This is a genomic window from Streptomyces sp. NPDC003697 (assembly GCF_053587115.1).
Window position 1 is genome coordinate 56,790 of record NZ_JBSFNN010000010.1, and the last position, 22,389, is coordinate 79,178.

Below are 22,389 nucleotides of genomic sequence, written 5' to 3' on the forward strand. Positions count from 1 at the left end.
ACGTGTCGGAACGGGCCGAATCCTGCGCTCTCGCAGGCGAGTTCACCGCGGCGCTCGCTCGCCAGCAACAGCTCGCCGAGCGCCGTGAGGAGATCGTCACCAGGCTGCACGACGAGGTGGAGCGGCTGCGCCGGGGCGAGGTCGAAGCGGCGCTCGACCTCGTGCGCCACTCCGTTATCCGGCTCCACGACCAGATCCTGCGCCAGGCCGAACACGTCACCGGCCCGCTCGACGCCGGCGAGCTGCGCGCCCTGCTGACCGCGCTGGCCGACGAGGCGGCGGACACCGTGGCCAGGACCGGCGTGGAGCGCTACGTGCCCCGGCCGGGCGAGGCGTTCGACAGGGCGGTGCAGCGTCCGGTGGGCCGTGCGGCCGCCGCGGGGCCCGAGGAGGACGGAACGGTGGCGCGGGTCGTGGCGGCCGGGTTCCTGCAGGGGGAGCGGGTCGTGCGCAAGGCCGACGTCGTGGTGTCGAGGTGGGAGCCGGATGCCCTGTGAGCGTTCCCGGCCGCGGCGCGCCCGGCGGGCGCGACCGACTGCGGGCCGGGCCGGCAAGGACAACTGACGGGACAACGGACGGCACGGCCGTCCCGGGGCGGGAGACCGTATGGCCGTGTACGGCATTGATCTGGGCACCACCTACTCGTGCGTCGCGCGGATCGACGACGTCGGCAGACCGACCGTGCTGCGCAACCTCGAAGGGACGGACACCACGCCGTCCGTCGTCTACTTCGAGAGCGCCGACAGCGTCGTCGTGGGGCAGAGCGCCAAGGACGCCGCCGTCCTCGACCCCGAGCGCGTCGTGCAGCTCGTCAAACGGGACATGGGCGACACGGTGCCGCGCGAGTTCCACGGCCGCACGTACACCCCCGAGGAGATCTCCGCCCGCATACTGCGCAAACTCGTCGACGACGCGAAGGCCGCCGGCGGCGGCGAGGTGCGCGACGTGGTGATCAGCGTGCCCGCCTACTTCGGGCTGGCCGAGCGGGACGCCACCCGCAAGGCCGGCGAGATCGCCGGGCTGCGCGTCCTCGACGTGGTCGCCGAGCCGATCGCGGCCGCGCTCGACTACGGGGCCCTGGAGGGGGAGGAGGACCACGGGGACCGGGCCGTCCTCGTCTACGACCTGGGCGGCGGCACCTTCGACACCACCGTGCTCACCCTGCGCGGGCGCGAGCTGACCGTGCTGTGCACGGACGGCGCGAAGGAACTGGGCGGCAGCGACTTCGACGACCGCGTGGTCATGCATCTGGTGGAGCGGTTCCGCGAGCGCTTCCCGGACGTCGGCGACCCGCTGTCCGACCCCCAGTCCGAGACGCAGCTGCGCAAGGACGCCGAGGAGGCGAAGAAGGCGCTGTCGTTCCGCGAGCGCTACACCGTGCGCGTCATGCACCAGGGCAGGGTCGAACCGGTGGAGCTGACCCGGGACCTGGTCGAGGAACTGACCCGCGACCTGCTCGACCGCACCGTCGACATCACCCGTCGCACCGTGGAACTGGCCGCGGAGCGGGGCGTGTCGTCCTTCCAGGACGTCCTGCTCGTCGGCGGCGCCACCAAGATGCCCGCCGTGGCCGCCGCCCTGCGCGCCCAGTTCGGTTTTGAACCGAGGCTGCACAATCCCGACCTGGCGGTGGCCCGCGGCGCCGCGCTCTACGCCCTGGACCGGGCCGCGTACATCGTCTCCAGCGGTGAACTGCCCGCCGGCCAGGCACCGGACGTGCCGGAGACCGGCCTCACCCACCGCCCGTACGAGATCTCCACCGTCGCCTCGCGCGGCTACGGCATCCGGGTCACGGACATCGACACCGGCCGGGAGTACGTCACCCACCTCGTGCACGCCAACGACACCCTGCCCGCGTCGGTGACCGACGACTTGCACACCCTGCGTGACAACCAGCGCCAGGTCCGGATCCAGGTGATGGAGCAGTCGGGCGCGGTGGAGTCGGAGGAGGTGGAGCACAACACCGCCGTCGCGCAGGGCACGCTGCGGATCCCGCCGGGCAAGCCGGCGCGCTGGCCCTTCCAGTGCGTCTTCACACTGGACGCCTCCGGGCTCCTGACCGTCGTCGCCACCGAGCGGGAGAGCGGCGAGCAGATCGAGATCTCCGTGCAGATCGGAGGCCTGTCCCAGGAAGCGGTCGACGAGGCGCGGGTCGCGATGAGCCGCCAGCGGATCGGCTGACCGCCGGCAGGACGGGGGAACGGGGCCGTGGCCTTCGACGAGGTGCGCTACCGGCGCGAGGTGCTCGACGCCGGGATGCCGGTGACCGAGGACCTGCGCACGCGCTACCAGTTGCCCCGGCGTCTCGACGGGCCCGCGGTCGCCGAGTCGGTCGCCGCGGTCCGCGCCTGCTGGCGCCGCAACCGGAACCGGCTCAAGTACCGCGCGGTCATCGAGCAGTTGGAGGCCGGGTACCTCGTCCACCGGCCGCTGCTGGACGCGGCCGCCGCCGGGGACCCCGGGCCGCTGCGGGCCGCGCTCGAAGCGCACGGCCGGCAGGCCGAGTCCGAACGGGCCCGGCTGCGGGCGGCCCTGGAGGAGGCCGCCGGCGGGCTCGGCGTGCTCACCGAGGGCACGGTCGCGGAGATCGCCGCCGCCCACCGGGTCCCCGAGGCCGGGGTGCGGGACCTGCTGCCCGGCCTCCGGCTGCGCATCGCCGAGCCCGACCCGCTGCCGTGGTCGGTGCCGCACCCCGCGTACGCGCGCTGCGCCCGGCACCTCGAGGTGCTGGGACTGCGGCACCTCGGCGACTTCCTGGCGACGGGCACGCCCGGCGGACGCACCGGGCGACCCGTGCACGTCTTCGGCGCGCCACCGGCCGACCGGCCCGCCGTCGAGGCGGCGGCGCGCCGCTGGGGCCGGCTGCCGCACGGCGCCGCGCACACGGCGGCCCAGGCCGTGGTCTCCGCCGTCCGCGCGGTGCTGGCCGAGCAGGGCCCCGAGGGTCTGTCCCGGGTCCTGCTCCACGAACTGGCGATGCCGCTGCGGGCGCGGCACGCCGCCCGCGCGACCCCGGCCACGCTCCTCGCCCACGCGGTGGGCGAGCTGTCCGTCGCCGAGGACGACGCGCGGCGACTGGTGTTCGCCGTGCTGCACGAGACGGCCGGCGACCCGGTGTCGGAGCGGCTGCGCCGCCTGGCCGCGGCCGGGCGGCTCGCCGAGGCGGCGGCCGTGGCGGACCGTCTGCCGCCGGACTCGCTCACCCAGGAGGCGCGCGCACTGGCCGGGCACGTGCGCGGGAAGCTCGCCGAGGCGCGCGGCACGGTGGACCGGGCACGCCGGCTGCCGCCGGCCGAGGCGGACCGGGCCTGGGACCTGCTGGAGCAGGCGGAGGCGGCGGTCCGCGACCTGCCGGAGATCGACGCCGTGCGCCGCGGCCTCGCGGTGTGCCCGGTGTCCGGCCTCACCGCGGCCCCGGACGGCGCCGGCGTCACCGTCCTGTGGCGGCCCTCGCCGTCCATGGCGGGCGAGCCCGAGTACGTGCTGCTGCGCACCGAGCGGCGCCCGCCGCGCGACGTCACCGACGGCACGGTGCTGCCGACGGCGTCGCCGCGTGCCACCTCGTACACCGACGGATCGCCGCCGGCGTGCGTCCCGCTGTACTACGCGGTCGCCGTCCGCCGGGCCGCCGACCCCGGCGGCGCGCCCTCGCCGCTCGTGGTGTGCGGGCCCGTCGTGCACTGGCCCGAGGTCGCCGACGTCCGCCTGCACCCCGGCGACCGTCAGGTCACCGCCCGCTGGACCTGCCCGGAGCGCGCCCAGGCCGTCGAGGTCACCCGCACCGCACCGCAGGGCGACCCGGTGCGGGTCGCCGCCCGCCGCGACGGCTTCACGGACGGCGGACTCGTCAACGGCGCGACGTACCGCTACCGCATCCGCGTCGTCCACCGCGCCGACGACGGACTGCCCGTGCGCACGGACGGCGTGCGGCGCACCGCGACGCCGCTCGCGCCGCCCGAGCCGGTCACCGGGCTGGACGTCCGCCACTCCGGCGGCCACCTGCTGGCGCGCTTCGACCCGCCGCCCGGCGGCGAGGTCCGTCTGTACGGCTTCGACGACGTGCCCCCGTGGCCGGCCGGCACCCGGCTGCCCACGAGGGAGCTCCCGGGACGTCCGATCGCGGCGCGACCCGACCCGCTGGGGCTGCGGTTCGCGCCGCCGGACCGGCCCACCCTGGTGCTCGCGGTCACGGTCGCCGGGGACCGCGCCGTCGTGGGAGCGCACGCCGCGGCCGCCGTGCCGGCGCTCGGCACCCTCACCCTGACCCGGTACGGCGGCACCGGCGTGACCGTCGTCTTCGACTGGCCGCCCGACAGCGGCGGCGAGGTCGAGGTCACCTGGCGGGTTCCCGGCGGCGGGGCCGACGCGCGGCGCGTCGTCACCCGCGCCGCGTACCGGCACGAGGCGGGCGTACGGCTGCCGGTCCCGGACGGCACAGGGGTGGAGGTCGAGGTGCGGCCGCTAGCCGTGCTCGGCGAGCTGACCGCCTACGGCCCGCCCAGCACGGCGGTGCTGGCGCCGCGCACCGACGTCGACTACCGGCTGGAGCGGCACGGCCTGCCCGGGCGCCGCACGGTCACCGCCGTGTTCACGGCCCGCACCACCGTACGGGCCGAGCGGCTGCTGCTGGTGCGCTCGCACGGCTCCGTCCGGCCGCTGGAGCCCGCCGACGGGGACGTCCTCGCGGAAGCCGTCGACGTGACGCTCGGCCCCGGGCGGGACGTGCGGCTGTCGGCGCGCCTGGCCCGCGGCCCGGGCGGCCCGCTGCGCTGCTTCGCCGTCGGCGAGGCGCTCGTGCTGCGCGACCCGCCGCAGCGCACGCTCGAAGTCACCTGAGGGGAAGTGGACGTGAGAACGCCGTGGCGCCGCACCTGGGTGTGCCCGCACTGCTTCCGGAGCGTCTCCCGGGCGCAGATCGCGTATGTCTGCGCGAGCGGCGCCGCCTGCGCCGGGGACCGGAACCTCGCGTCCGCCGATCCCCGGGCCGGTGCGGCGGTGTGCGGCACCTGCGGCCGCACCGCCACCCGGCTGCGCTGCACCGTCTGCGCGGGCCGGCTGCCGGAGGGCTATCTGCGCACCCCCGGGAAGCTGGTGGCGCTCGCCGGACCGGTCGGCTCCGGCAAGAGCTCCTACGTCGGCGTCCTCGTCCACGAACTGCTGCACCGCCTCGGCGCCGAACTCGACGCCGCGCTGCTGCCCTGCGACGACGACACCATGGCCGACTACCGCGAGCAGTACGAACAGCACCTGTACGAGGAGCAGCGCACCGTACCCAAGACGGCCGAGCACGACGCCGGCCGGCCCCTCGTGTACCGCCTCAGCCGCACCCGCCGGGGCCGGTTCGGACGCGCTCGCGAGCGGGTGCTGACCCTGGTCTTCCTGGACGCCGCGGGCGAGCACTTCGCCTCGCGCGCCCGCATGGAGACCCAGCTGCGCTATCTGCTCGCGGCCGACGCCGTCGTCGTCCTCGTGGACCCGCAGGACCTGCCCGGCGCCCCCGTGGCCGCCGGCGCCGGGGTGCCGGGCCGGTCGGGCGAGGTGCTCGCCCGGGTGCTGGGCCACCTGGGCGGCGGTGGGAAGGTGACCGTGCCGGTCGCGGTCGCCCTCACCAAGGCCGACCTCCTGTGGCCGCACCTGCCGGACAACTCGCCCCTGCACGGCACCCGCCGCCCCGGTCCCGTCCTCGACGCCGACGACCGGGCCGCCGTCCACGCCGAGCTGCGGGCCCTGCTGCGGCGCTGGCAGGAGCAGCAGCTCGACGCCCGGCTCCAGCGGTTCTGCGCCGACCACCAGCTGTTCGCGCTGTCCATGCTCGGCACCGCGCCCGGGCGGGACGGTGCTCTCGGGCTCGGCGGCGTCGTACGCCCGCACCGGGTGGAGGACCCCCTGATGTGGCTGCTGCACCGCTTCGGCGCCCTCGACCGGGGACGGGGGTGAGGCGGATGGCAGGACAGGCGCACTACACGTCCGCCCCGCCGACGGGCGGCGCGCCCCACGGCGGCTTCCGCTTCACCGCCGTCTCCCCGGCGGCCCGCCCCGCACTGGACGTCCTGCGCCCCCTGACGGCGTACGCGCGGCCTCCCGGCGCGGAGCGCCACCACGGCTTCCCCGTGGCCTTCGCCTACGACCGGCCGGCCGAGGACGCGGCCGTGCTGACCCGCACGCGCTTCACCGGCCGGGACTACACCGGCCGCTGGGGCAACCACTTCTGCCACGTCCTGTACGCCGCGCCCGGCGAGCTGGCCGGTCTGCGCCCCGTCGAGCTGTGGGACACACCCCACTGGGCCCCGGAGCCGGCATACGGCGACGGCCGCGACCTGCCCGACCTCGCCCCGCTGCTCCCCGGCAGCGCCGTCGGCCCCGACCGTGTCAGCCGCTTGCTGGCCGGACTCGGCGACCCCGGCGCCCGCCTCCTGGAGCGGCTGCTCACCGCGGCCCTGCGGGCGCTGGCCGGCGAGGGCCCCGGTGCCGTCCTGGTCTCCGCGGACCCGGACCGGGTTGTCGACTGGATCGCCGCCGTCTCCTACGCCCTGCCCGCCGGCCTGGCCGCCCGGCTGACGTTCACGACGTACACCGCGCGGCCGCAGGACGACCACCGCCATCTGACCGGGACACGGCCGGAGACCGGGGAGCGGGCAGCCGGCCCGGTCTTCCACCTCGACCGGCTGACCGGGGACGGCCGCGAGGAACCGAGCCCGGCGGCACGGTTCCTCGCGGGCGCGCTGGGCAGCGGGCACCTCGACGTCCTGGACGCCGTCGCCGACCTGTGGGCCGCAGGCCACCCCGAGGGCAGCCAGGCGGACGGCGGCGAGGCGGGCGTACGGCGGCTGCGCACCGCGTGCGCGCTGCTCGCGCCGGACGGCGGGGCGGGAAGTCCGGGCGGGGACGGCTCCGGCCTGACGGACCTGGTGCGTGCCGTGACCGAGCTGCGGCCGGAGGTCGCGGACCTGGCGCCCGAGCGGCTGCGGGAGGCCGCCGTGCACCGCCTCGCCGGGGGGACGGCGCCCCTCGGCGACGTCCGGGCCACGCTCGCCCCCCTTCCGGAGCCGTACCGGTCGGCCGTCCTCGCCGGACTGCTCGCCGCTCTCGAGACCTCCGCCGCGTTCCGCACCGCCGCACTCGACGCGCAGGCGTGCGCCTTCCTCGCCGCCCTCGCCGACGAGGCACCGGACCTGCTCGCCGCCGCCCCCGCCACCGCGCTGCACCTGCTGCGCCGCGCACCCGGCGAGCCGCGGCCGGTCGCGCTGCGCGTCCTGCGGCTGTACCGGCGGGGGCTGTGGGGGGAGTCGGAGACCTACGAGGTCCTGCGCGACCTGCTGCGCGCGGAGACGACGGCGACGCGTTCGGCACCGCGGCGGCCGTGGCGGCGCGGGCCGGCCCGGGAAGAGGGGTGAGCCGTGGAGAACCCCGTGGTGCTGCTGCTCGCGGCCGCCCTGCTGGTCGCGCTGACCGTCGGCCACGGCATCGTGGTCACCCTGCCTCGGATGGTGTGGATCCAGCTGCGCACCGTGTGGCGGACCTTCGGCCGGGCGGCACCCACGCCACCCGGCCCGCACGGTGAGCCGGCCGTCCCCGCCTACTTCAGCGGCACCGCGCCGCGCGAACTGCGCGCGGTCTGGTGGGACGGACTCGAACAGCACGAACGGCTGATGGGCGACGCGGAACGCTTCCTGGCCGGCCGGACGGTCGACGCGTCCGCCGGGCCGCGGCAGGGCGGCACCGACGGGCAGGGCTGCCTGATGATCTTCCTGCGCCCGGCCTTCCTGCTCACCGCGGTCGCCGTCGTGCTGACCGCGACCGCGGTCAGCGTCCTGCCGCTGCTGTCCGCGCTGCTGCTGTGGGCGCTGTGCTGTGCGCTGTGGACCCTGTGGTGGGCGCTGTGGGCGGCGGTCGCGTGGACGGGGCGCGCGCTGCGCCGCGGGCCGGCGCCCTGCCCGTACACCGACTGCGGGCGCACGGTCGACCGTCCGGTCAGGCTGTGCCCGACGTGCGGGGCCCGGCACCGGCGGCTCGTGCCGGGCCGGTACGGCGCCCTCCACCGCCGCTGCCGCTGCGGCACCCGGCTGCCCGCCGTCCTCGGCGTGCGACGGCTGGCCGCCTGCTGCCCGCACTGCGGCAGGGCGCTGCCCGCCGGATACGAACGGGCGCGGGCCGTCGTGCTCGTCGGGAGCCCGGCCGCGCAGCGCGGCGGAGTGCACCGGCAGGGGCTGGCCGAACTGGGCGTCACGCCCGGGACCGAGCCGCCGCTCGTGCGCGTGGGCGGCAGGCCCGTCCTCTGGTACGACCCGGCCGGCGACGCCTACGGCAGCCAGGACTCGGTGGCCGCGCTGGACGTCCTGCGCCGGGCCCGGGGACTGCTGCTGGTGGTGGACGACCCCGCCGCGCACAGCGCCGCGGTCCGCGCCGTCACCCGGGTCCTGCACGTCCTCGCCGCCCTGCCCGCGCGCCGCCGCCCACGCGCGCTCGCGCTGCTGTACACCCGGACCGCACAGGGCGACGACACCGCCGTCCGCGCGCACCTGGAGGCGGCCGGCGGCGGCCATCTGCTGCGCACGCTCGACGCCACGGGCATCCCGGTGCGCTGCGTTCCCGCCTCGGCCCTCGCGGGAACACAGGGGTGGCTCGCCGGTACGGCCGGCACCACCGGGCCGGGGGAGAGCATGGCGCCCCCGCCCGTGCGCGCGCCCGGGACCCCTGAGAACACCGTCTTCCGCTTCCCCCGGCACCCCGCCGCCCGCCGCACCCTCCTGCTCGCCCATCTCGCCGGGTACCTGGCCGTGCCGCTGGCCCTGGTCCTCCTGGAGGCGGGCACACTGCCATCGGCCGCCTTCCTCGGGCTGCCCGGCGCCTACGACAAGTGGCGGCATCCGCTGGCCGGTTCGGTCCACCAGGTCAGCGTCACCGCGAACGCCGCCCCGGACTGGCCGAGGCTCAGCGCCCGTTGGTCGGCACCGGGACATCCGCCGTCCGCCGCCCTGCCGGGCGGCGCGGGGTACTGGTCGGCCAAGGGCTCCCCGTACAAGGAGAACTGGCTCAGGCTGGACTTCGGGATGCCGCTGCCGCTGAGCGAGGTGTCGGTGGACTTCGATCCCGACAGCGTCACGTCCGCGTTGGGGGTGGGCGCGAACGTGACGGGGCAGGTCGGCACCCGCACGGTCTGGTTCCCGGAACGGGACAGGCATGAGCGGCAGGAGGGCCGCTACCTCACGAAGGCCTACGGCTACGACGCCACCGTCCCGGAGCCCGTCGACTCCGTCCGCGTCGGCCTGGGCTCCCTGCTCGAGAAGGACGCCTGGCAGCGGCTCCGCCTGCGCGAGCTCACCGTCCGCTGGAGCAGCTCCGACGCGCTGCGCCTGCGCCCGGCGGACGGCGGCCGGCTCACCGTGGAGAACACCACCGCCCGCGACCTCGTCCTCACCGTACGGCCGCCCCTGCTGCCCGCCGGCTGGCACGCCACCCTCGTCGGGCGGCCGCCGCGGACGCTCGGGGCGCACGGCACCTACCAGGCGCGCTGGCGGATCACCGCCCCGCGGGGAGCCACGGGCCGCGTCCCCGTCGCCTACGCCGTCGACGTCACCGAGGACGGCCGGACGGTGACGTCGCGCTGTCTGGCCCTGCTCACCGCGTCCGCGGCCGCACAACCGATGTGCTGAGGGTCAGAAGCCACCGGGCGACGACGTCCAGCGGGGGCCCGCGAAGTCGGCCAGGGCCGCGTCGATCCGCGGGTCCACGGCGGACGACAGACCGAGCGGCAGGACGAGGAACCAGCCCCTTCCGGTGCGGGCGCGGCGGTGCGGGCGCGGCGCGCCGGCGAGCAGCCGGACCTGGAGCGCGTGGAGGTGGACGTTGCCCGGGAGGGCCGCCCGGCGCACGGCGATCTGCTCGACGTGCCGCCACTCGTAGGACAGCCGCCTGCGCCCGATCACGGAGGTGACGCCGTCCCGGGTCAGCTCCAGCTCCAGCCGCTGCCGCGGCAGCAGGAACCCGGACCCGGTGATCAGGGCGCCGACGACGGGCCAGAAGAGCAGCGCCGCCCAGGCGAGCGGCTCGCGCCACTGCCCGGACACCGTCATCCGGGTGACGAAGACGCCCATCAGCGGACCGAACGCGGTCCAGTGGGCCAGCGGCAGTCTCCGCGGCCGGCTGCGCAGACGGCAGCGGTCCGCGGTGCGTTCCACCGTCGAGTGCCGGGGGTCCGCCAGGCCGGGGACACGGACCGTCCCCCCGCCGGGCGGGGCCGTTCCCCGCCGCGGAGCGTGCCGTTGCGCGGCGGGCGAGCCCGCGAGGTGGTCCTGGAGCCGGCGGTTGCGGAAGCGGTAGGTCCCTCCCGACCGTTGCAGCAGGCCCGCCGTGCGCGCGTCCCCGAGGAACGTCATCAGCTGCCACGGCACCCGGCCCGCCGCCGCGAGGGAGCACTTGGCGAGGATCCAGCGGCTCCACGGACTGAGCAGCACCAGCACCGAGGAGGCGCCCGCCCAGGCGCCGACGGCCGCGCCCCAGCCGCCGCTTCCGCCGCCGAGCCAGAAGAAGGCGCCCGCTCCGGCCCCGATCAGCGGGGCCACCAGCGTCAGCGTCGTGACCAGCGCGCCCCGCTCGCCGTGCAGGAGTTCGTCCGGGGTGGCGGCGTCCACGGTGTCGGCGGGAGCCGCGTACACGATCATCAGCAGGACGGGCAGCACGCCGCCGACGGAGAACCAGACCAGTGTGGGGTCCGGCGTCACGAGGACGTACAGGCACAGCATGAGCACGACCAGGGCGGGACCGCCCGCGAGGACCGCGAGGCGGACCAGCGGGCCCACACGCGCGTGCTGGTCGAGGGAGCGCAGGGCGTGGACGAACAGCAGCGGGTTCGCGCTGCGGCGCGGTTCGGTGAACCGCTGCCCGAACCAGATCGCGGTCGCCTGCCGCGCGATGCCGGCGAAAATGGTCCCACCGGTCACGTACATCGTCACGCTGAGGTCGCCCAGCACGGCGTCCCGGGCGAAGGCCGACATACCGGCCTTGATGACGACGGAGAGCAGGATGCCCGCCGCGAGCAGCGCGGGCAGGGTCAGCAGCCGGGGCAGCGGCGCCGAGTACAGCCGCCACCAGGCCAGCTCGGACTCCTCGCGACGGCTCAGCAGCAGCGCCAGGTGCGACAGCCAGGCACCGGCCCGTTCGGCGTCCCAGGTGCGCGGCGGGTGCAGCCGGGCGGGGTCCGGCGGCCGTGGCGGGAACGCGGCGGGCACGATCCGGTCGAGCAGGTGCGCTTCCACGGACTCCCGGTCCGGCAACCGCCGCCGGTCCACCAGCTCACCCGGATCCGCCGGATGCCGCTCGTAGGACCGGCGTACCAGCCACACCATCAGCGGACTGGTCAGGGCCCAGGAGACCGGTGCGGACGGCTCGTTGCGGAGGGTCTCCAGCAGGCGGGCCCAGACCGTGGCGCGGGCCGGGGGCCGGGCCCTGCGGAGGTAGTCCGCCACCTCGTCGGGGCGCAACGGCAGCGACTCGATCACCGTAGCGTGCCGCAGCCCGAGGCCCTCCCGGTCGAGGCGCTCGTACTCGGCCGTGCGGGACACCAGCACCGCGTCCCCCGAGCCGCCCAGACCGGCGTTGAGCGCGTCGAGGATCTCGGCGCGGCGGTGCTCCGGCAGTTCGTCCAGCCCGTCCAGGACGGGCAGCACCCGCCGCTCCAGGACGAGCCGGCGGGCCGGGTGGACGCCGTCCACGGGCGGCAGACCGGGGTGGTCCTGGCGCAGCCGGTCCACCAGCCACTCGGTGAGCGGCTGCCGCCGGGTGTCCCAGGACTCCAGCGACAGCACGAGCGGGACCGGCACGTCGTCCTCGCCCTGGGTGAGCCGGCGGGCGAGGAGTTCGAGGGTGAGCAGCACGGACAGCACGGTCTTGCCGGACCCGGCGGCGCCCAGCACGACCAGCCGCCGCCGGGGCCGCAGCCCGAGGAAGGTCCCGGCGATGGTGTCGGTCCCGGACCCCGCGGGCACGTGCTCCCCGGCGGACGCCACGCGCCGGCTGGCCGTCCAGCGCACAGGCAGCGGCTCGGGGTCGGTCATGTCCCAGGCGTCGGCCTCGGCCCGCCACCGGTGCAGGAGACTGCGCGCGAGCCTCCGCTCGACCGCGGCCAACGGAGCGTCGTCGTCGGGCGGCGGCGGTTGCGTACGCAGGGTCAGATTGAGGTCGCCCTGGAGGACCCCGATCTGGATCAGGTACTCGGCCGTGCAGTCGACCGCGGTGTTGACGATGTGCGGCCCGTCGCCGGAGTCCGTCTGCCACGCCATGTCCGTCCGCCCCCGTCGTCGCCCGTCCCACTGTACTCACCGCCGCACCGCCCCAGGCAGGGGCGGCGGCCCGAAAGGGCGCTCATGGAAGGGGAGTTGGGCTGCCCGACCAGGACGGTGCCGGTTGTCAGAGGAGGCGCACCGTGCTGAGGATCCTCATGGCCGTCGCGTCCGGCACCTCGTCCTTCACCCCCGTGGCGCTGAACAGGCTCCATGCGACGAAGTCGCCCGAGAGGTTCCTGAAGCCGAACGTGAGGGCCTTGCCGTCGGTCGCGCACCTGTCCTTCCGGGGCGTGTTCCTGGACCGGGCCCAGGCGATGCTGCCCTTGACGCCGGAGCGGGTCGTGTACGGCCTCGCCGTGCGGTCGGTGACGATGCTCTTCGTGTCCGGCTGCGTGTAACCGCCGTACACCCATCGCTCCGACTGGGCCAGGGCGGTGTCGCCGGTGCTTTTGGCGCCCTGGGCGCCCTTGGTGCCCGCCGCCGCCAGCAGGGTGCCGTCCATCCGCCCGTCCTTGTTCCTGTCGGACAGGCACCAGTTGTCCCGCAGGAACGCCGGTGCGCTCATGACGATGACGACCTTGCCCCAGTTGTCGAGGTCGCCGTAGTCGAGCGAGTCGTCGTCGAAGCCCAGCATCCCCTCCGGCGACTGGACGTCCCAGTCCGGGGGCACGTCGAAGATCGTGCCCCACTTGGGGTTGACGACGACCTTCCAGCCCGGGACGGTCGGCCTGCCCAACGTGCCGGTCTGCGGGCCGCCGGACGCCGGGGCCGTCGCGGTCACGCTGCCCGAGGCGCTCGCCGTCGCCGTCGTGCTCCCGCCGCCGGCGGCGTCGACCTCACCGCCGCGCAGGAGCAGGACGCCGGTGACGCAGGCGGCCACGACCACGGTCGTGAACGAGGCGACCGCGGCGGCCTTCGCCCGCTTCCCGCCGCTGGGTGACCCCGGCCGCCCCGGTTGCCGGTACTCATCCTCGTCGTGAAGGTCCTGCCCGCCCCCGGGCGGCTGTCCCAGCCCCATGGTCAGCACCATAGCCCCGGACAACCGTCCGCCGGACGGTCTCGGCCAACCGGACGGGCCCGCCCGGACGAGCGTCAGACGCGCGACTCCGCCGAGGCCAGCGCGACGAACCCGGCCCATGCCTCACGGGAGACCGTGAGCAGTGGACCGGTGGCAACCTTCGAGTCCCGGACGTGCACAACTGCCGTGGCGGCGGCGACTTCCACGCACTCGCCGCCCTCAGTTCCGCTGTAGCTGCTCTTGAACCAGGCGAGCCGGCCGGAGACGACGGTCGAGGACTCAGCGTTATTCATGGCGATCCCAGCAACCCTTCGATGAACTCCGTTGACTCTCGCGGACTGAGAGCCTGTGATCGGATAATCCCATAGAGTGCGGCGGCTAGAACCCCTTGCTCCGGGTCGGTCTGCAGGGAGCCGATTCCCCGCGCCTCGGCGTACACGAACTTCTTGCCGTCCTTGCGCGTGACGACGGTGAACGGTCCGTTGACGCCGGCGTTGTCCTCACGGTCGAGCGGCATGACCTGGATCTCGACATTGCGCTTCTGGCCGATCAAGAGCAGGTGCTCCAGCTGCCCACGCAGCACCGCCTTGCCTCCGTACGGACGCCGCAGGAGTGACTCGTCCAGTACGAAACTGAGAAACGGAGCGGGCTGACGGTCGAAGATGTCCTGCCGGACCAGTCGCGCCGCCACCCGCTGCTCGATGGTCTCCTCGTCCAGGGGAGGACGCCGCATGGCAAGCAGCGCCCTCATGTACTCCTCGGTCTGGAGGAGGCCGTTCAGCACCGGCATGCTGTACGAGACGAGCTCAACGGCCTCCTTCTCCAGCGCCGCCATCCCCTGGAAGAACACCGGATACTGGGCCCGCTCCACCTGCTCCTTCCACAGGCACAGCAACCCGCCCGCCCCCAGCACCTCATCGGCCCGCTCGATCGTCCTGGGCGACGGAATCCGTCGCCCCTGCTCGAACGAGGCGATCGTGGACGCCGAGTACCCGAGCCGCCGGCCGAACTCCTCGCGCTCCAGACCTTCCCGCACCCGCAGCGTCTTCATGGTCTGCCCGAACGCGGCCACGACACCCCGCCCGGCCTCGTCCTCGGGGCGCCGCCCGGCAGAGGACCGGTCGTCGGTGTCCCACCCGTCTCCGAGGCTCACCACCGCGCCCGCGCCGCCGCCCTCACCCTCGCCCGACGTCACCTCGGCGACCGCCTCCGCGCCCTGGCGCTCCTTCATGTGCATCACCGCCTCCCTGCCCCAACGCCCCCGGTGCGGATGCCGTTACGGCACGCGGCTCCGACGCGCGCGGCCGGCGCTCGTACAACCCGGGCCTGTCACCGCGTGACCGCTGGTCACCTCGTGCGACCGCCGGGACAGTGGTCGGCATGATGAACTCACCCGGGTCGCTCAGAGCGGGGTGGATGGGTACGTACCCGTACCCATGTTCTCGAGAGTCGACTGAGGAGGTCCGCATGTCCGACGCCAACATCCGCATCCCCGTCGAAGCCCGTGACCGGCTCGCCCGGATAGCGTCCTCCGAAGGAATGTCCCTGCGGGGCTATCTGTCCCATCTCGCCGAGACGCTGCTCACGCCGGAGGAGCGCGCAGTCCGCGCCGAACAGGCGCGCACAGCCCTGCGCAAGTGGAACGGCTACGACCCGAGCGAAGACGAACAGGCGGCGCTGGACGCAGAGCTGGACCGGCGGCTCGGCGAGGCGGGGGCAAGGTGACCGAGGCTCTGCACGTCGTCCTGGACGAGACGGCCATGGTGGCGGCAGGCAGGGGCAACGTGCTCGCCTCACGCCTGATCCACCGTGCGCACGCGGAGCCGGGCTGGTTTCTCTACGCCCCCGCGTGTGCGCTGGTCGAGGCGGACCGTAAGCGGCCCGGTACGGCGGAGCGTCTCGCCGCGCTGCCCGGCATCACGGTGCTCGACCTGGATCTGCCGGCCGTGCTCGCCGTAGCGGGCGAGACGTCCTGGGCCCCCGCCCACACGCGACACGCCACCGCGCCGACCGCGGAACGGCCCGAGGGGGCCGTGGTCGCCACCACGGCCCCCGACGTGTGGAAGGGGCAGTCCCTACGAGTCATCGATCTCAACCCCTGAACCGTGCCGGGGTGGCACCGCCGGCCCCCGCCTCCTCTCGGTTTCAGCCCGCCCGGAGGCGAGGAATTGGCCAGACTCGTGAATGAGGAGTGGTTGCCTGCCGGCAGGCGAAGGGACTTGTGTCTCCCCTAGGGGGAGACACAAAGGTGGGGGCATGGACGGCGACACGCTCTACTCGATCGGTGAACTCGCTCGACGGACCGGTCTCACGGTCAAGACCATCCGGTTCTACTCCGATCGCGGAATCGTGGCGCCGACGGACCGCAGCCCGGCCGGCTACCGCCTCTACAGCATCGACGCCGTCGCACGCCTGGACCTTGTGCGGACCCTGCGCGAGCTGGGACTGGACCTTCCCACGATCCGCAAGGTCGTGGACTGCGAGCTCTCGCTTCCCGAGGTCGCCGCAGCGCACGCCGAAGCACTGGCGGTGCAGATCCGCGTCCTGCGCCTGCGGCGCGCGGTGCTGACGGCGGTGGCCGAGCGCGGGTCCACACCTGAGGAGACGGAACTCATGCACCGGCTGGCCCAGCTTTCCGAGGACGAACGCAGACGTCTGATCGGCGATTTCCTCGACGCCGTCTTCGGCGGTCTTGACCCCGCATTCGCTGGGGTCATGCGCTCGATGACCCCCGAGTTGCCCGACAACCCGGAGGCAGAGCAGGTCCAGGCGTGGGTGGAGCTGGCCGAAATGTCCCTGGACCCGGGTTTCCGCGCCGTCATGCGGCGGATGGCCAAGGACCAGGCAGCCGAGCGGACCCGAAGCGACATGACGGGCCCGCGCCGCGACATCGCCGCAGCCGTCCGTGACCAGGCCGGCCCGGCCCTGACCGCAGGCATCGACCCGGCCTCACCCCAGGCCGATCCGATCGTCGCGGAGTTCACGGCGCACTACGCGCACCTCCTCGGCCGCCCCGACGATGTCGAGCTTCGCCGCCGGCTGGCGACTCGGCTGGAGAGCGTGAACGACCCACGCAGGGAGCGATACCTCCAGCTGCTCGCAGTGGTCAACGGCTGGCCGGCCCCGGAGAGTCTGGCTCCAGTGTTCGATTGGTCCGTCAAGGCTCTGCGCGTCCGGACACAGCAATGACGGGCCGATCGCAAGGCGGCATGGGGCGAACACGGCCGGCGTCGGTTGAAAACGCCGCCGCATATGATCGGTCGATGAGTGCCCCGGTCGTACTTCAGGTGACCGCGTCGCTGGTCTCTCCCGCTCTCGTTCTTCGCCCCTGGCGTATGGAGGACGTCGCCGCATTGGTCGAGGTGAGCCGGGATCCCGCACTGCGCCAGTGGGCGAACTCTGCGGTGGACAACGATGCCGACGGGGCGCGCTGGGTGCAGGCTCAGCAGCAGGGCTGGGCAGCCGGGGACCGGTTCGCCTTCGCCGTTCTTGAGGCACAACCCGGTTCAGTTCGCGAACAGTTGGTGGGCAATGTGGTCCTCAAGGAAGTCGCCTCCGGCAAACCGGCGGCCGAAGTGGGCTACTGGACCGCGGCGCACGCTCGCGGGCGGGGAGTGGCCTCCCGCGCTCTGGAGGCACTCACCGGCTGGGCCTTCGACGCCTTCGAAGCCGACGGGCTGGAGCGTCTCGAACTCCTGCACCAGGTGGACAACCTGGCATCGTGCCGGGTGGCGCAGAAGAGCCGCTACGACTTCCACGCCGTCCTGCCCGCGGCTCCGCCCTCCTTCCCCCGCGATGGCCACCTGCACATACGGCGCACGAGTGCCTGAGATCCTCCCGGCTTCTGCGGATCGGCTGAGGCTGCTCCTCGGGCGAGGTGCGCTGGGACCGATTCGGTGATCCGGCTGCCGTGCCGGTGGTGCTGCTGCACGGCACTCCCTTCTCCTCCTACGTCTGGCGCGGTGTCGCCCGCGCGCTCACCACGCATCACCAGCGGTTCGTCTGGGACATGCCTGGCTATGGTGCTTCGGCAAAGTTCGACGGGCAGGACGTCTCACTGGCAGCTCAGGGCAGGATCTTCACCGAACTGCTGGACAGGTCTTCGAGCAGCTGCCGCACAACCTGCACCGCGCACTCGTGCGCGAATACATCAGCTCGGCGAGCAGCCCGGGGCTCCACCCGGCGATCCTCGACCGCCTTGTCGAACCCTGGCTCGGTGATGACGGCCGGCATGCCTTCTACCGGCAGATAGCGCAGGCCGACCAGCGCTTCACCGATGAGATCCAAGGACGGTACGCGTCCATCGCCCTCCCCGTGCTGGTGTACTGGGGAGAAGACGACGGGTGGATCCCCGTGGCCGAGGCGCACGAGTTGGCATCCCGTATCCCGGCGGCCAAGCTGCATCTGCTACCCGGTGCCGGCCACCTGGTCCAAGAGGACAGCCCGGCCGAACTCACCGCGGCCCTGGCGAGTTTCCTCACTGCCAGCGAATGAGCAGTCGCCGAGATGGCGAGTAGAGCCACGAAGCGCGAGGGCGCAGCCCCGGGAGCTCGCCCGCGATCTCGGCGTCGGACAGGCCCCTGCCGACCAGGGTGAGCACCTCGCGTTCCCGGTCGGTGATGCGCTCCATCACCACGCGGACGGTCAGCTGGTTCCGGCCTTCGCTGCGGGTTCGGCGCCTGCCGTTTCGATCCGGCCAGGACCCTCCCCGCACCGTCGTTCCCACGCCCTCCCGGAGCTGCCTCGGCCCCCGCCCGGGCGCCCTCGCGCATCGCCATGCCGGTCGTCACCGCCTCCTCGCCCCGACGCCCCGGCGAGGGACGCCGTCACGGTCCGCGGCACGTACGCGTGCGGACACCCCGCGTACAACGGCTCCGTGTCACCGCGTCACCGGTGGTCACGCTGTGTGATCGGCGGGCACCGTGGACGGTATGACGACCCGACCCGTCCCTCCCGCCCGTCCCGCCGGCGACGTCCGACCCGCCACGCCCGACGCCTCCTTGAGCGCCGCCCTCGCCCCCGCTCCGGCCCCCGAGCCGGACCGCGACTTCTCGATGCGCTTCACCTCCACGCCCCGCGGAGCCCGCCTCGCCCGCCGTCTGGCGGCCGTTCGCCTGGACGCGTGGGGCATCCCGTACGGCACCGACCCGCACGACGCGATCGTCCTGATCGTCGCCGAGCTCGCCGCGAACGCCGTACAACACGGTCACGTCCCCGGCCGGGACTTCCACCTCCGCCTCCACGCCGTCCCCGGCGGCCGTACCGTCCGCGTCGAGGTCACCGACACCCGCACCGAACGCCTTCCCCGCCGTACCGCGGTTCCGGAGAACGTCGCCGGCACCGAGGAGGCCGGCCGCGGGCTGCTCCTGGTGTCGCATTTCGCCACCCGCTGGTCCTGGCACGCGCGCCCGGACGGACCGGGCAAGACGGTCTGGGCCGAGTACGCGCTCCCCACGCCTCCCCGGCCGTGAGCCGCAACCCCGCTCACCCGAGGCGAGGAGGCCCGGCGTCGTCACTGCCGTCGTACGACGGCTCCGGTGCGGGTCCGCACCCGGATTGCAGGCGGCCGACAGGATGCGCAGGCTGGAAGGAGCGAGGCCGGGAAGTGGTCGCCGGCCGCGCCGGCCGGCGACCGGCCGGTCACCGTGCCGGTGCGACGTCCCGGCGCACGGCAGCGGCGACACGTCTCGAGGTGGCACATGACATCAGCGACGACGACCGGCGCGGTGGAGGAGTTCCGCCGGCTGAGCGACGACGATCCGGAACTGCAGGCCCACGGCAGGTACTACTCGTGCAGTTTCCTGCTGGACATGGACCGCCACCGGTTCCTCGTGCGGATGCACAGGGGAAAGGTGGAGGAACTGATCACCGACCCCGAGCCGTTGGCGGCCTACGACTTCGCGATCCGCGCGGACGCGGAGACATGGCAGGGCTTCTGCCAGGAGACGCCTCCGCCGATGTGCCACGGCATCTGGGCGGCCACGTTCCGGCGGGGCATGCGCCTGGAGGGCGACCTGCTCGTGCTCATGCAGAACCTGCGCTGCGTGACCCGGCAGCTGGAGCTGCTGCGCGTCACGGGCCCCCTCGGGCCGGCGGACGAGGCCGGGCCCGCTCCATCCTCTCGTGAGACATAGGAGCTCGCCATGGTCAGCGGCAGGATCTCACCGGTCACCGGCCACTACGTCACCATCGACGTGGAGGACGCGCAGTACAGGGTGTTCTACCTGGAGAACGGGCAGGGCACGCCTCTGGTGTGCCAGCACACCGCGGGCTGCCACAACCACCAGTGGCGGGACCTCCTGGAGGACGAGGAGATCACCGGCCGGTACCGGGTGATCGCCTACGACCTCGCCCGGCACGGCAAGTCGGACCCGCCGTGGAACCAGGAGTGGTGGAAGGAGGAGTACCGGCTCACCGCGGACCACTTCATGTCCTTCATCGTCACCTTCTGCGACGCCCTCGAACTGCAGGACCCGATCTTCATGGGGTCGTCGTTCGGGGGGAACGTGGCCCTGCAACTCGCCCTGCGGCACCCGGACCGGTTCAAAGCGGTGATCCCGGTCGAGGGCGCGGACTACTCACCCGGCTTCTACCTCGACTGGTGGCAGCATCCCCACGCCAACGCCGCCCAGGTGTGCGCCAGCGGCGTGTGGGACCTCATGGCACCGCAGTCCCCGGAGCAGGACCGCTGGGCCAATTGGTTCTACTACACCCAGGGATCGGAGGCGTTCAAGGGCGACCTGTACTTCTACTCGGTCGACCACGATCTGAGGGACCGGCTGGCCGACATCGACGGCGACCGGTGCCCCGTGATCATGCTGACCGGCGAGTACGACTACCTCACCACCCCCGAGGACGGGCGCCGGACCGCGGAGGCCATCCGCGGAGCGGAGTTCATCGAGATGAAGGAGATCGGCCACTTCCCGATGAGCGAGAACTACCCGCGCTTCGCTCAGTACCTGGGGCAGGCCCTGGAGCGGATCGAGAAGCGGACCGGCTCCTGAGGTCACGGCGTACGTCCGTGCGTCCCGCACCCACGGTCGCACGCGTGCCCGCCGGCCACTTCAACGGCTGGTCGCCACCGGAGCCCCGGACGTCAGCGTGGGCGCTGGAGCAGCGCGAACCGCGTGCCGTCCGGGTCCGTCACCTGGGCCACGCGGCCGTGGGCCCCGTCGTGGGCCGGGACGAGGACCCGGCCGCCGAGGCGGGCGAGACGTTCCAGCACGTCGTCCAGGTCGGCCACCTCGAAGTAGGTCAGCCAGTGCGGGCCCAGCTCCCCGGGCAGGGCGCGGCCCAGGCCGTGGACCTCGGCGACCGGGCGGCCGCTCAGGGACAGGGCCGCCTGCCCGTCACCGGCCGGATCCACCTGCCCGTCACCGGCCGAGCCGGCCGGCCCCTTCTCCAGGCCGAACACGGTCGCGTAGAACGCGGCGACGCCGGCGGCCTCGTAGGTCAGCAGCTCGTGCCGGGCGGGGGAGCCGGCCACCCCGGTGACGGTCGCGGCCCGGTCCGCCGCCTGTCGGATGCCGAAGACGGCGCCCGACGGGTCGCAGGCGATCGCCAGACGTCCGGCGCCGGCCGCGCGGAGCGGCCCCACCCCGATCGTCCCGCCGCACGACCGCACCCGCTCGGCCGTCAGGTCCACGTCGTCGGAGGCGAAATACGGCGTCCAGGCCACGGGCAGCGGGCGGTCGGGCGACAGCCGGCCGACGCCCGCGACGTCCCGGCCGCCGAGCAGGGCCCGCACCGAGGGCCCGAACTGCCGGGGACCCGGCTCGAACTCCCAGCCGAAGAGTGCCCCGTAGAAGGCCTGTGTTGACACCGGGTCGCGGACCATCAGGCTCACCCAGCAGGGTGCGCCGGGCGCGTACCGGGCGGGTGCCCCGTCGCTGGAGTCGCGCGGCTGAGCTGCCTCGGTCATCGTCACTCTTTCCCCGGCCCCTCGTGGCGGCCGCGTCGCTTCCGCTTCCCTGCCCATGAGCCGGTACCCGCACCACCGGTGAGGGCGCGCGCCGGGCGCGCCCCGGGGGCGGTCGTCTGCCCGGCGGGGCCCGGTGTGGCGCGTCCTGCTCGTGTCCGCGCGCTGACCGGCGGATGCGGCCGCCTGTACGGCATGTGGCCGAGCCGGTACACCTCGTGATCGGACGTGTCCGGCCGAGCAGAGTAGCCGGACGCGGGCGGCGCGGCCACCCCGTGCGCGAGGATGGTCGCCATGAACGCCATCATCTCCGCAGCGGACCTGGCCAGTGAGCTCGCGGGACCGAACCCGCCGGTGCTGCTCGACGTCCGCTGGCAGCTCAGTGTGGCCAGGGCGGCCGGCGAGCCGCCCTTCGACGGGCGTGCCGCCTACCGGGCAGGGCACCTCCCCGGCGCCGTCTACGTCGACCTGGACCGTGAGCTGGCTGCGCCGCCGGGGGCGGGCGGCCGGCACCCGCTGCCCGACGTCGGCGAGTTCGGCGCCGCGATGCGCCGGGCCGGGGTGTCGTCCGGACGGCCGGTCATCGTGTACGACGGGGGGCAGGGCTGGGCGGCGGCTCGCGCCTGGTGGCTGCTGCGCTGGGCGGGTCACCCGGACGTGAGGGTTCTGGACGGAGGGTTGACGGCGTGGGACGGGCCGCTGGAGACGGCCGTGCCCGAGCCCGCCGAGGGCGACTTCTCCCCGGCGCCGGGCGATCTGCCGCTGCTCGACGCCGACGCGGCCGGCGCGCTGGCCCGCTCCGGGCTGCTGTTCGACGCCCGGGCGGGGGAGCGGTACCGGGGCGAGGTCGAGCCGATCGACCCGGTGGGCGGTCACATCCCGGGGGCGGTGTCGGCGCCCACCACCGAGAACGTGGGGCCCGACGGGCGGTTCCTGTCCGCGGAGCAGCTGCGCGCGCGGTTCGAGGCGCTGGGAGCGGACGGCGGCCGGGACGTCGGCGTCTACTGCGGCTCGGGCGTCTCCGCCGCGCACGAGGTGCTGGCGCTGGCGGTCGCGGGCATTCCGGCGGCGCTGTACGCCGGCTCCTGGTCGGAGTGGGTCTCGGATCCGGCCCGCCCGGTCGCGGCGGGCCCCGACCCGCAGTAGCCGGCCGCTTCCGTGAGCCGGCCCCC

General features: G+C 74.4%; 19 protein-coding genes and 2 pseudogenes. 15 read left to right on the plus strand and 6 right to left on the minus strand.

What is annotated here, in order from left to right; genetic code table 11:
- Positions 1 to 2: 2 nt before the first annotated feature.
- The 6 genes from ACWDNY_RS06475 (at position 3) to ACWDNY_RS06500 (ending at position 9,653) form a co-directional block, all read left to right on the plus strand.
- Positions 3 to 497 carry a nucleotide exchange factor GrpE gene (locus ACWDNY_RS06475; RefSeq protein WP_451644587.1) on the plus strand — a complete coding sequence of 165 codons (495 nt, stop codon included), beginning with the start codon at positions 3 to 5 and terminating at the stop codon, positions 495 to 497.
- A gap of 109 nt (positions 498 to 606) precedes the next feature.
- Positions 607 to 2,181 (plus strand): Hsp70 family protein, encoded by a 1,575-nt coding sequence (locus ACWDNY_RS06480; RefSeq protein WP_451644588.1) that lies wholly within the window; start codon positions 607 to 609, stop codon positions 2,179 to 2,181.
- A gap of 27 nt (positions 2,182 to 2,208) precedes the next feature.
- Positions 2,209 to 4,836 carry a hypothetical protein gene (locus tag ACWDNY_RS06485; RefSeq protein WP_451644589.1) on the plus strand — a complete coding sequence of 876 codons (2,628 nt, stop codon included), beginning with the start codon at positions 2,209 to 2,211 and terminating at the stop codon, positions 4,834 to 4,836.
- Positions 4,837 to 4,848: 12 nt separating this feature from the next.
- Complete coding sequence (locus tag ACWDNY_RS06490) at positions 4,849 to 5,937, plus strand: TRAFAC clade GTPase domain-containing protein (RefSeq protein WP_451644590.1); 1,089 nt, start codon at positions 4,849 to 4,851, stop codon at positions 5,935 to 5,937.
- Positions 5,938 to 5,942: 5 nt separating this feature from the next.
- Positions 5,943 to 7,394, plus strand: a complete 1,452-nt coding sequence (locus ACWDNY_RS06495; RefSeq protein ID WP_451644591.1) for a GAP1-N2 domain-containing protein — start codon at positions 5,943 to 5,945, stop codon at positions 7,392 to 7,394.
- A 3-nt stretch (positions 7,395 to 7,397) separates the two neighbouring features.
- Positions 7,398 to 9,653, plus strand: a complete 2,256-nt coding sequence (locus ACWDNY_RS06500) for a hypothetical protein (RefSeq protein ID WP_451644592.1) — start codon at positions 7,398 to 7,400, stop codon at positions 9,651 to 9,653.
- A 3-nt stretch (positions 9,654 to 9,656) separates the two neighbouring features.
- On the opposite strand, the gene ACWDNY_RS06505 is transcribed toward ACWDNY_RS06500, so the two are convergent.
- From ACWDNY_RS06505 to ACWDNY_RS06520, 4 genes are all read right to left on the minus strand, one after another.
- A complete protein-coding gene (locus ACWDNY_RS06505; RefSeq protein ID WP_451644593.1) occupies positions 9,657 to 12,278 on the minus strand; it encodes an NACHT domain-containing protein in 2,622 nt (873 codons plus the stop codon).
- Positions 12,279 to 12,405: 127 nt separating this feature from the next.
- Positions 12,406 to 13,299 (minus strand): hypothetical protein, encoded by an 894-nt coding sequence (locus tag ACWDNY_RS06510; RefSeq protein WP_451644594.1) that lies wholly within the window; start codon positions 13,297 to 13,299, stop codon positions 12,406 to 12,408.
- A 74-nt stretch (positions 13,300 to 13,373) separates the two neighbouring features.
- Positions 13,374 to 13,592 (minus strand): DUF397 domain-containing protein, encoded by a 219-nt coding sequence (locus ACWDNY_RS06515; RefSeq protein WP_451644595.1) that lies wholly within the window; start codon positions 13,590 to 13,592, stop codon positions 13,374 to 13,376.
- On the minus strand, positions 13,589 to 14,530 hold the full coding sequence (locus ACWDNY_RS06520; RefSeq protein ID WP_451644653.1) for a helix-turn-helix domain-containing protein: 942 nt from the start codon (positions 14,528 to 14,530) through the stop codon (positions 13,589 to 13,591). The genes ACWDNY_RS06515 and ACWDNY_RS06520 overlap by 4 nt, the downstream gene beginning before the upstream one ends.
- A gap of 236 nt (positions 14,531 to 14,766) precedes the next feature.
- On the opposite strand from ACWDNY_RS06520, the gene ACWDNY_RS06525 reads away from it, so the two are divergent.
- The 5 genes and pseudogenes from ACWDNY_RS06525 to ACWDNY_RS06545 all read left to right on the plus strand — a co-directional run bounded on the left by ACWDNY_RS06525 (position 14,767) and on the right by ACWDNY_RS06545 (position 17,793).
- Positions 14,767 to 15,024 (plus strand): hypothetical protein, encoded by a 258-nt coding sequence (locus ACWDNY_RS06525; protein ID WP_451644596.1) that lies wholly within the window; start codon positions 14,767 to 14,769, stop codon positions 15,022 to 15,024.
- Positions 15,021 to 15,401 carry a hypothetical protein gene (locus ACWDNY_RS06530; RefSeq protein WP_451644597.1) on the plus strand — a complete coding sequence of 127 codons (381 nt, stop codon included), beginning with the start codon at positions 15,021 to 15,023 and terminating at the stop codon, positions 15,399 to 15,401. Before ACWDNY_RS06525 ends, ACWDNY_RS06530 begins: the two co-directional genes overlap by 4 nt.
- A gap of 154 nt (positions 15,402 to 15,555) precedes the next feature.
- On the plus strand, positions 15,556 to 16,488 hold the full coding sequence (locus ACWDNY_RS06535) for a MerR family transcriptional regulator (RefSeq protein WP_451644598.1): 933 nt from the start codon (positions 15,556 to 15,558) through the stop codon (positions 16,486 to 16,488).
- A gap of 74 nt (positions 16,489 to 16,562) precedes the next feature.
- A complete protein-coding gene (locus ACWDNY_RS06540; RefSeq protein WP_451644599.1) occupies positions 16,563 to 17,129 on the plus strand; it encodes a GNAT family N-acetyltransferase in 567 nt (188 codons plus the stop codon).
- A gap of 47 nt (positions 17,130 to 17,176) precedes the next feature.
- Positions 17,177 to 17,793 (plus strand): annotated as a pseudogene (locus ACWDNY_RS06545) (alpha/beta fold hydrolase).
- A gap of 52 nt (positions 17,794 to 17,845) precedes the next feature.
- Here ACWDNY_RS06545 and ACWDNY_RS06550 read toward each other — a convergent pair.
- A pseudogene (locus tag ACWDNY_RS06550) lies at positions 17,846 to 17,926 on the minus strand (DNA-binding response regulator); the annotation flags it as partial.
- Positions 17,927 to 18,230: 304 nt separating this feature from the next.
- On the opposite strand from ACWDNY_RS06550, the gene ACWDNY_RS06555 reads away from it, so the two are divergent.
- The 3 genes from ACWDNY_RS06555 to ACWDNY_RS06565 all read left to right on the plus strand — a co-directional run bounded on the left by ACWDNY_RS06555 (position 18,231) and on the right by ACWDNY_RS06565 (position 20,303).
- Positions 18,231 to 18,770, plus strand: a complete 540-nt coding sequence (locus ACWDNY_RS06555) for an ATP-binding protein (RefSeq protein WP_451644600.1) — start codon at positions 18,231 to 18,233, stop codon at positions 18,768 to 18,770.
- 228 nt (positions 18,771 to 18,998) lie between these two features.
- Positions 18,999 to 19,433, plus strand: coding sequence for a hypothetical protein (locus ACWDNY_RS06560; protein ID WP_451644601.1), 435 nt, complete (start codon positions 18,999 to 19,001; stop codon positions 19,431 to 19,433).
- Between the two features lie 9 nt (positions 19,434 to 19,442).
- Entirely contained in the window at positions 19,443 to 20,303 is an 861-nt protein-coding gene (locus ACWDNY_RS06565) for an alpha/beta fold hydrolase (protein WP_451644602.1), read from the plus strand.
- A 92-nt stretch (positions 20,304 to 20,395) separates the two neighbouring features.
- On the opposite strand, the gene ACWDNY_RS06570 is transcribed toward ACWDNY_RS06565, so the two are convergent.
- Positions 20,396 to 21,220 (minus strand): VOC family protein, encoded by an 825-nt coding sequence (locus tag ACWDNY_RS06570; protein WP_451644603.1) that lies wholly within the window; start codon positions 21,218 to 21,220, stop codon positions 20,396 to 20,398.
- 291 nt (positions 21,221 to 21,511) lie between these two features.
- Between ACWDNY_RS06570 and ACWDNY_RS06575 the strand changes: the two genes are divergently transcribed.
- Positions 21,512 to 22,363, plus strand: coding sequence for a sulfurtransferase (locus tag ACWDNY_RS06575; protein ID WP_451644604.1), 852 nt, complete (start codon positions 21,512 to 21,514; stop codon positions 22,361 to 22,363).
- The last annotated feature ends 26 nt before the right edge of the window (positions 22,364 to 22,389 follow it).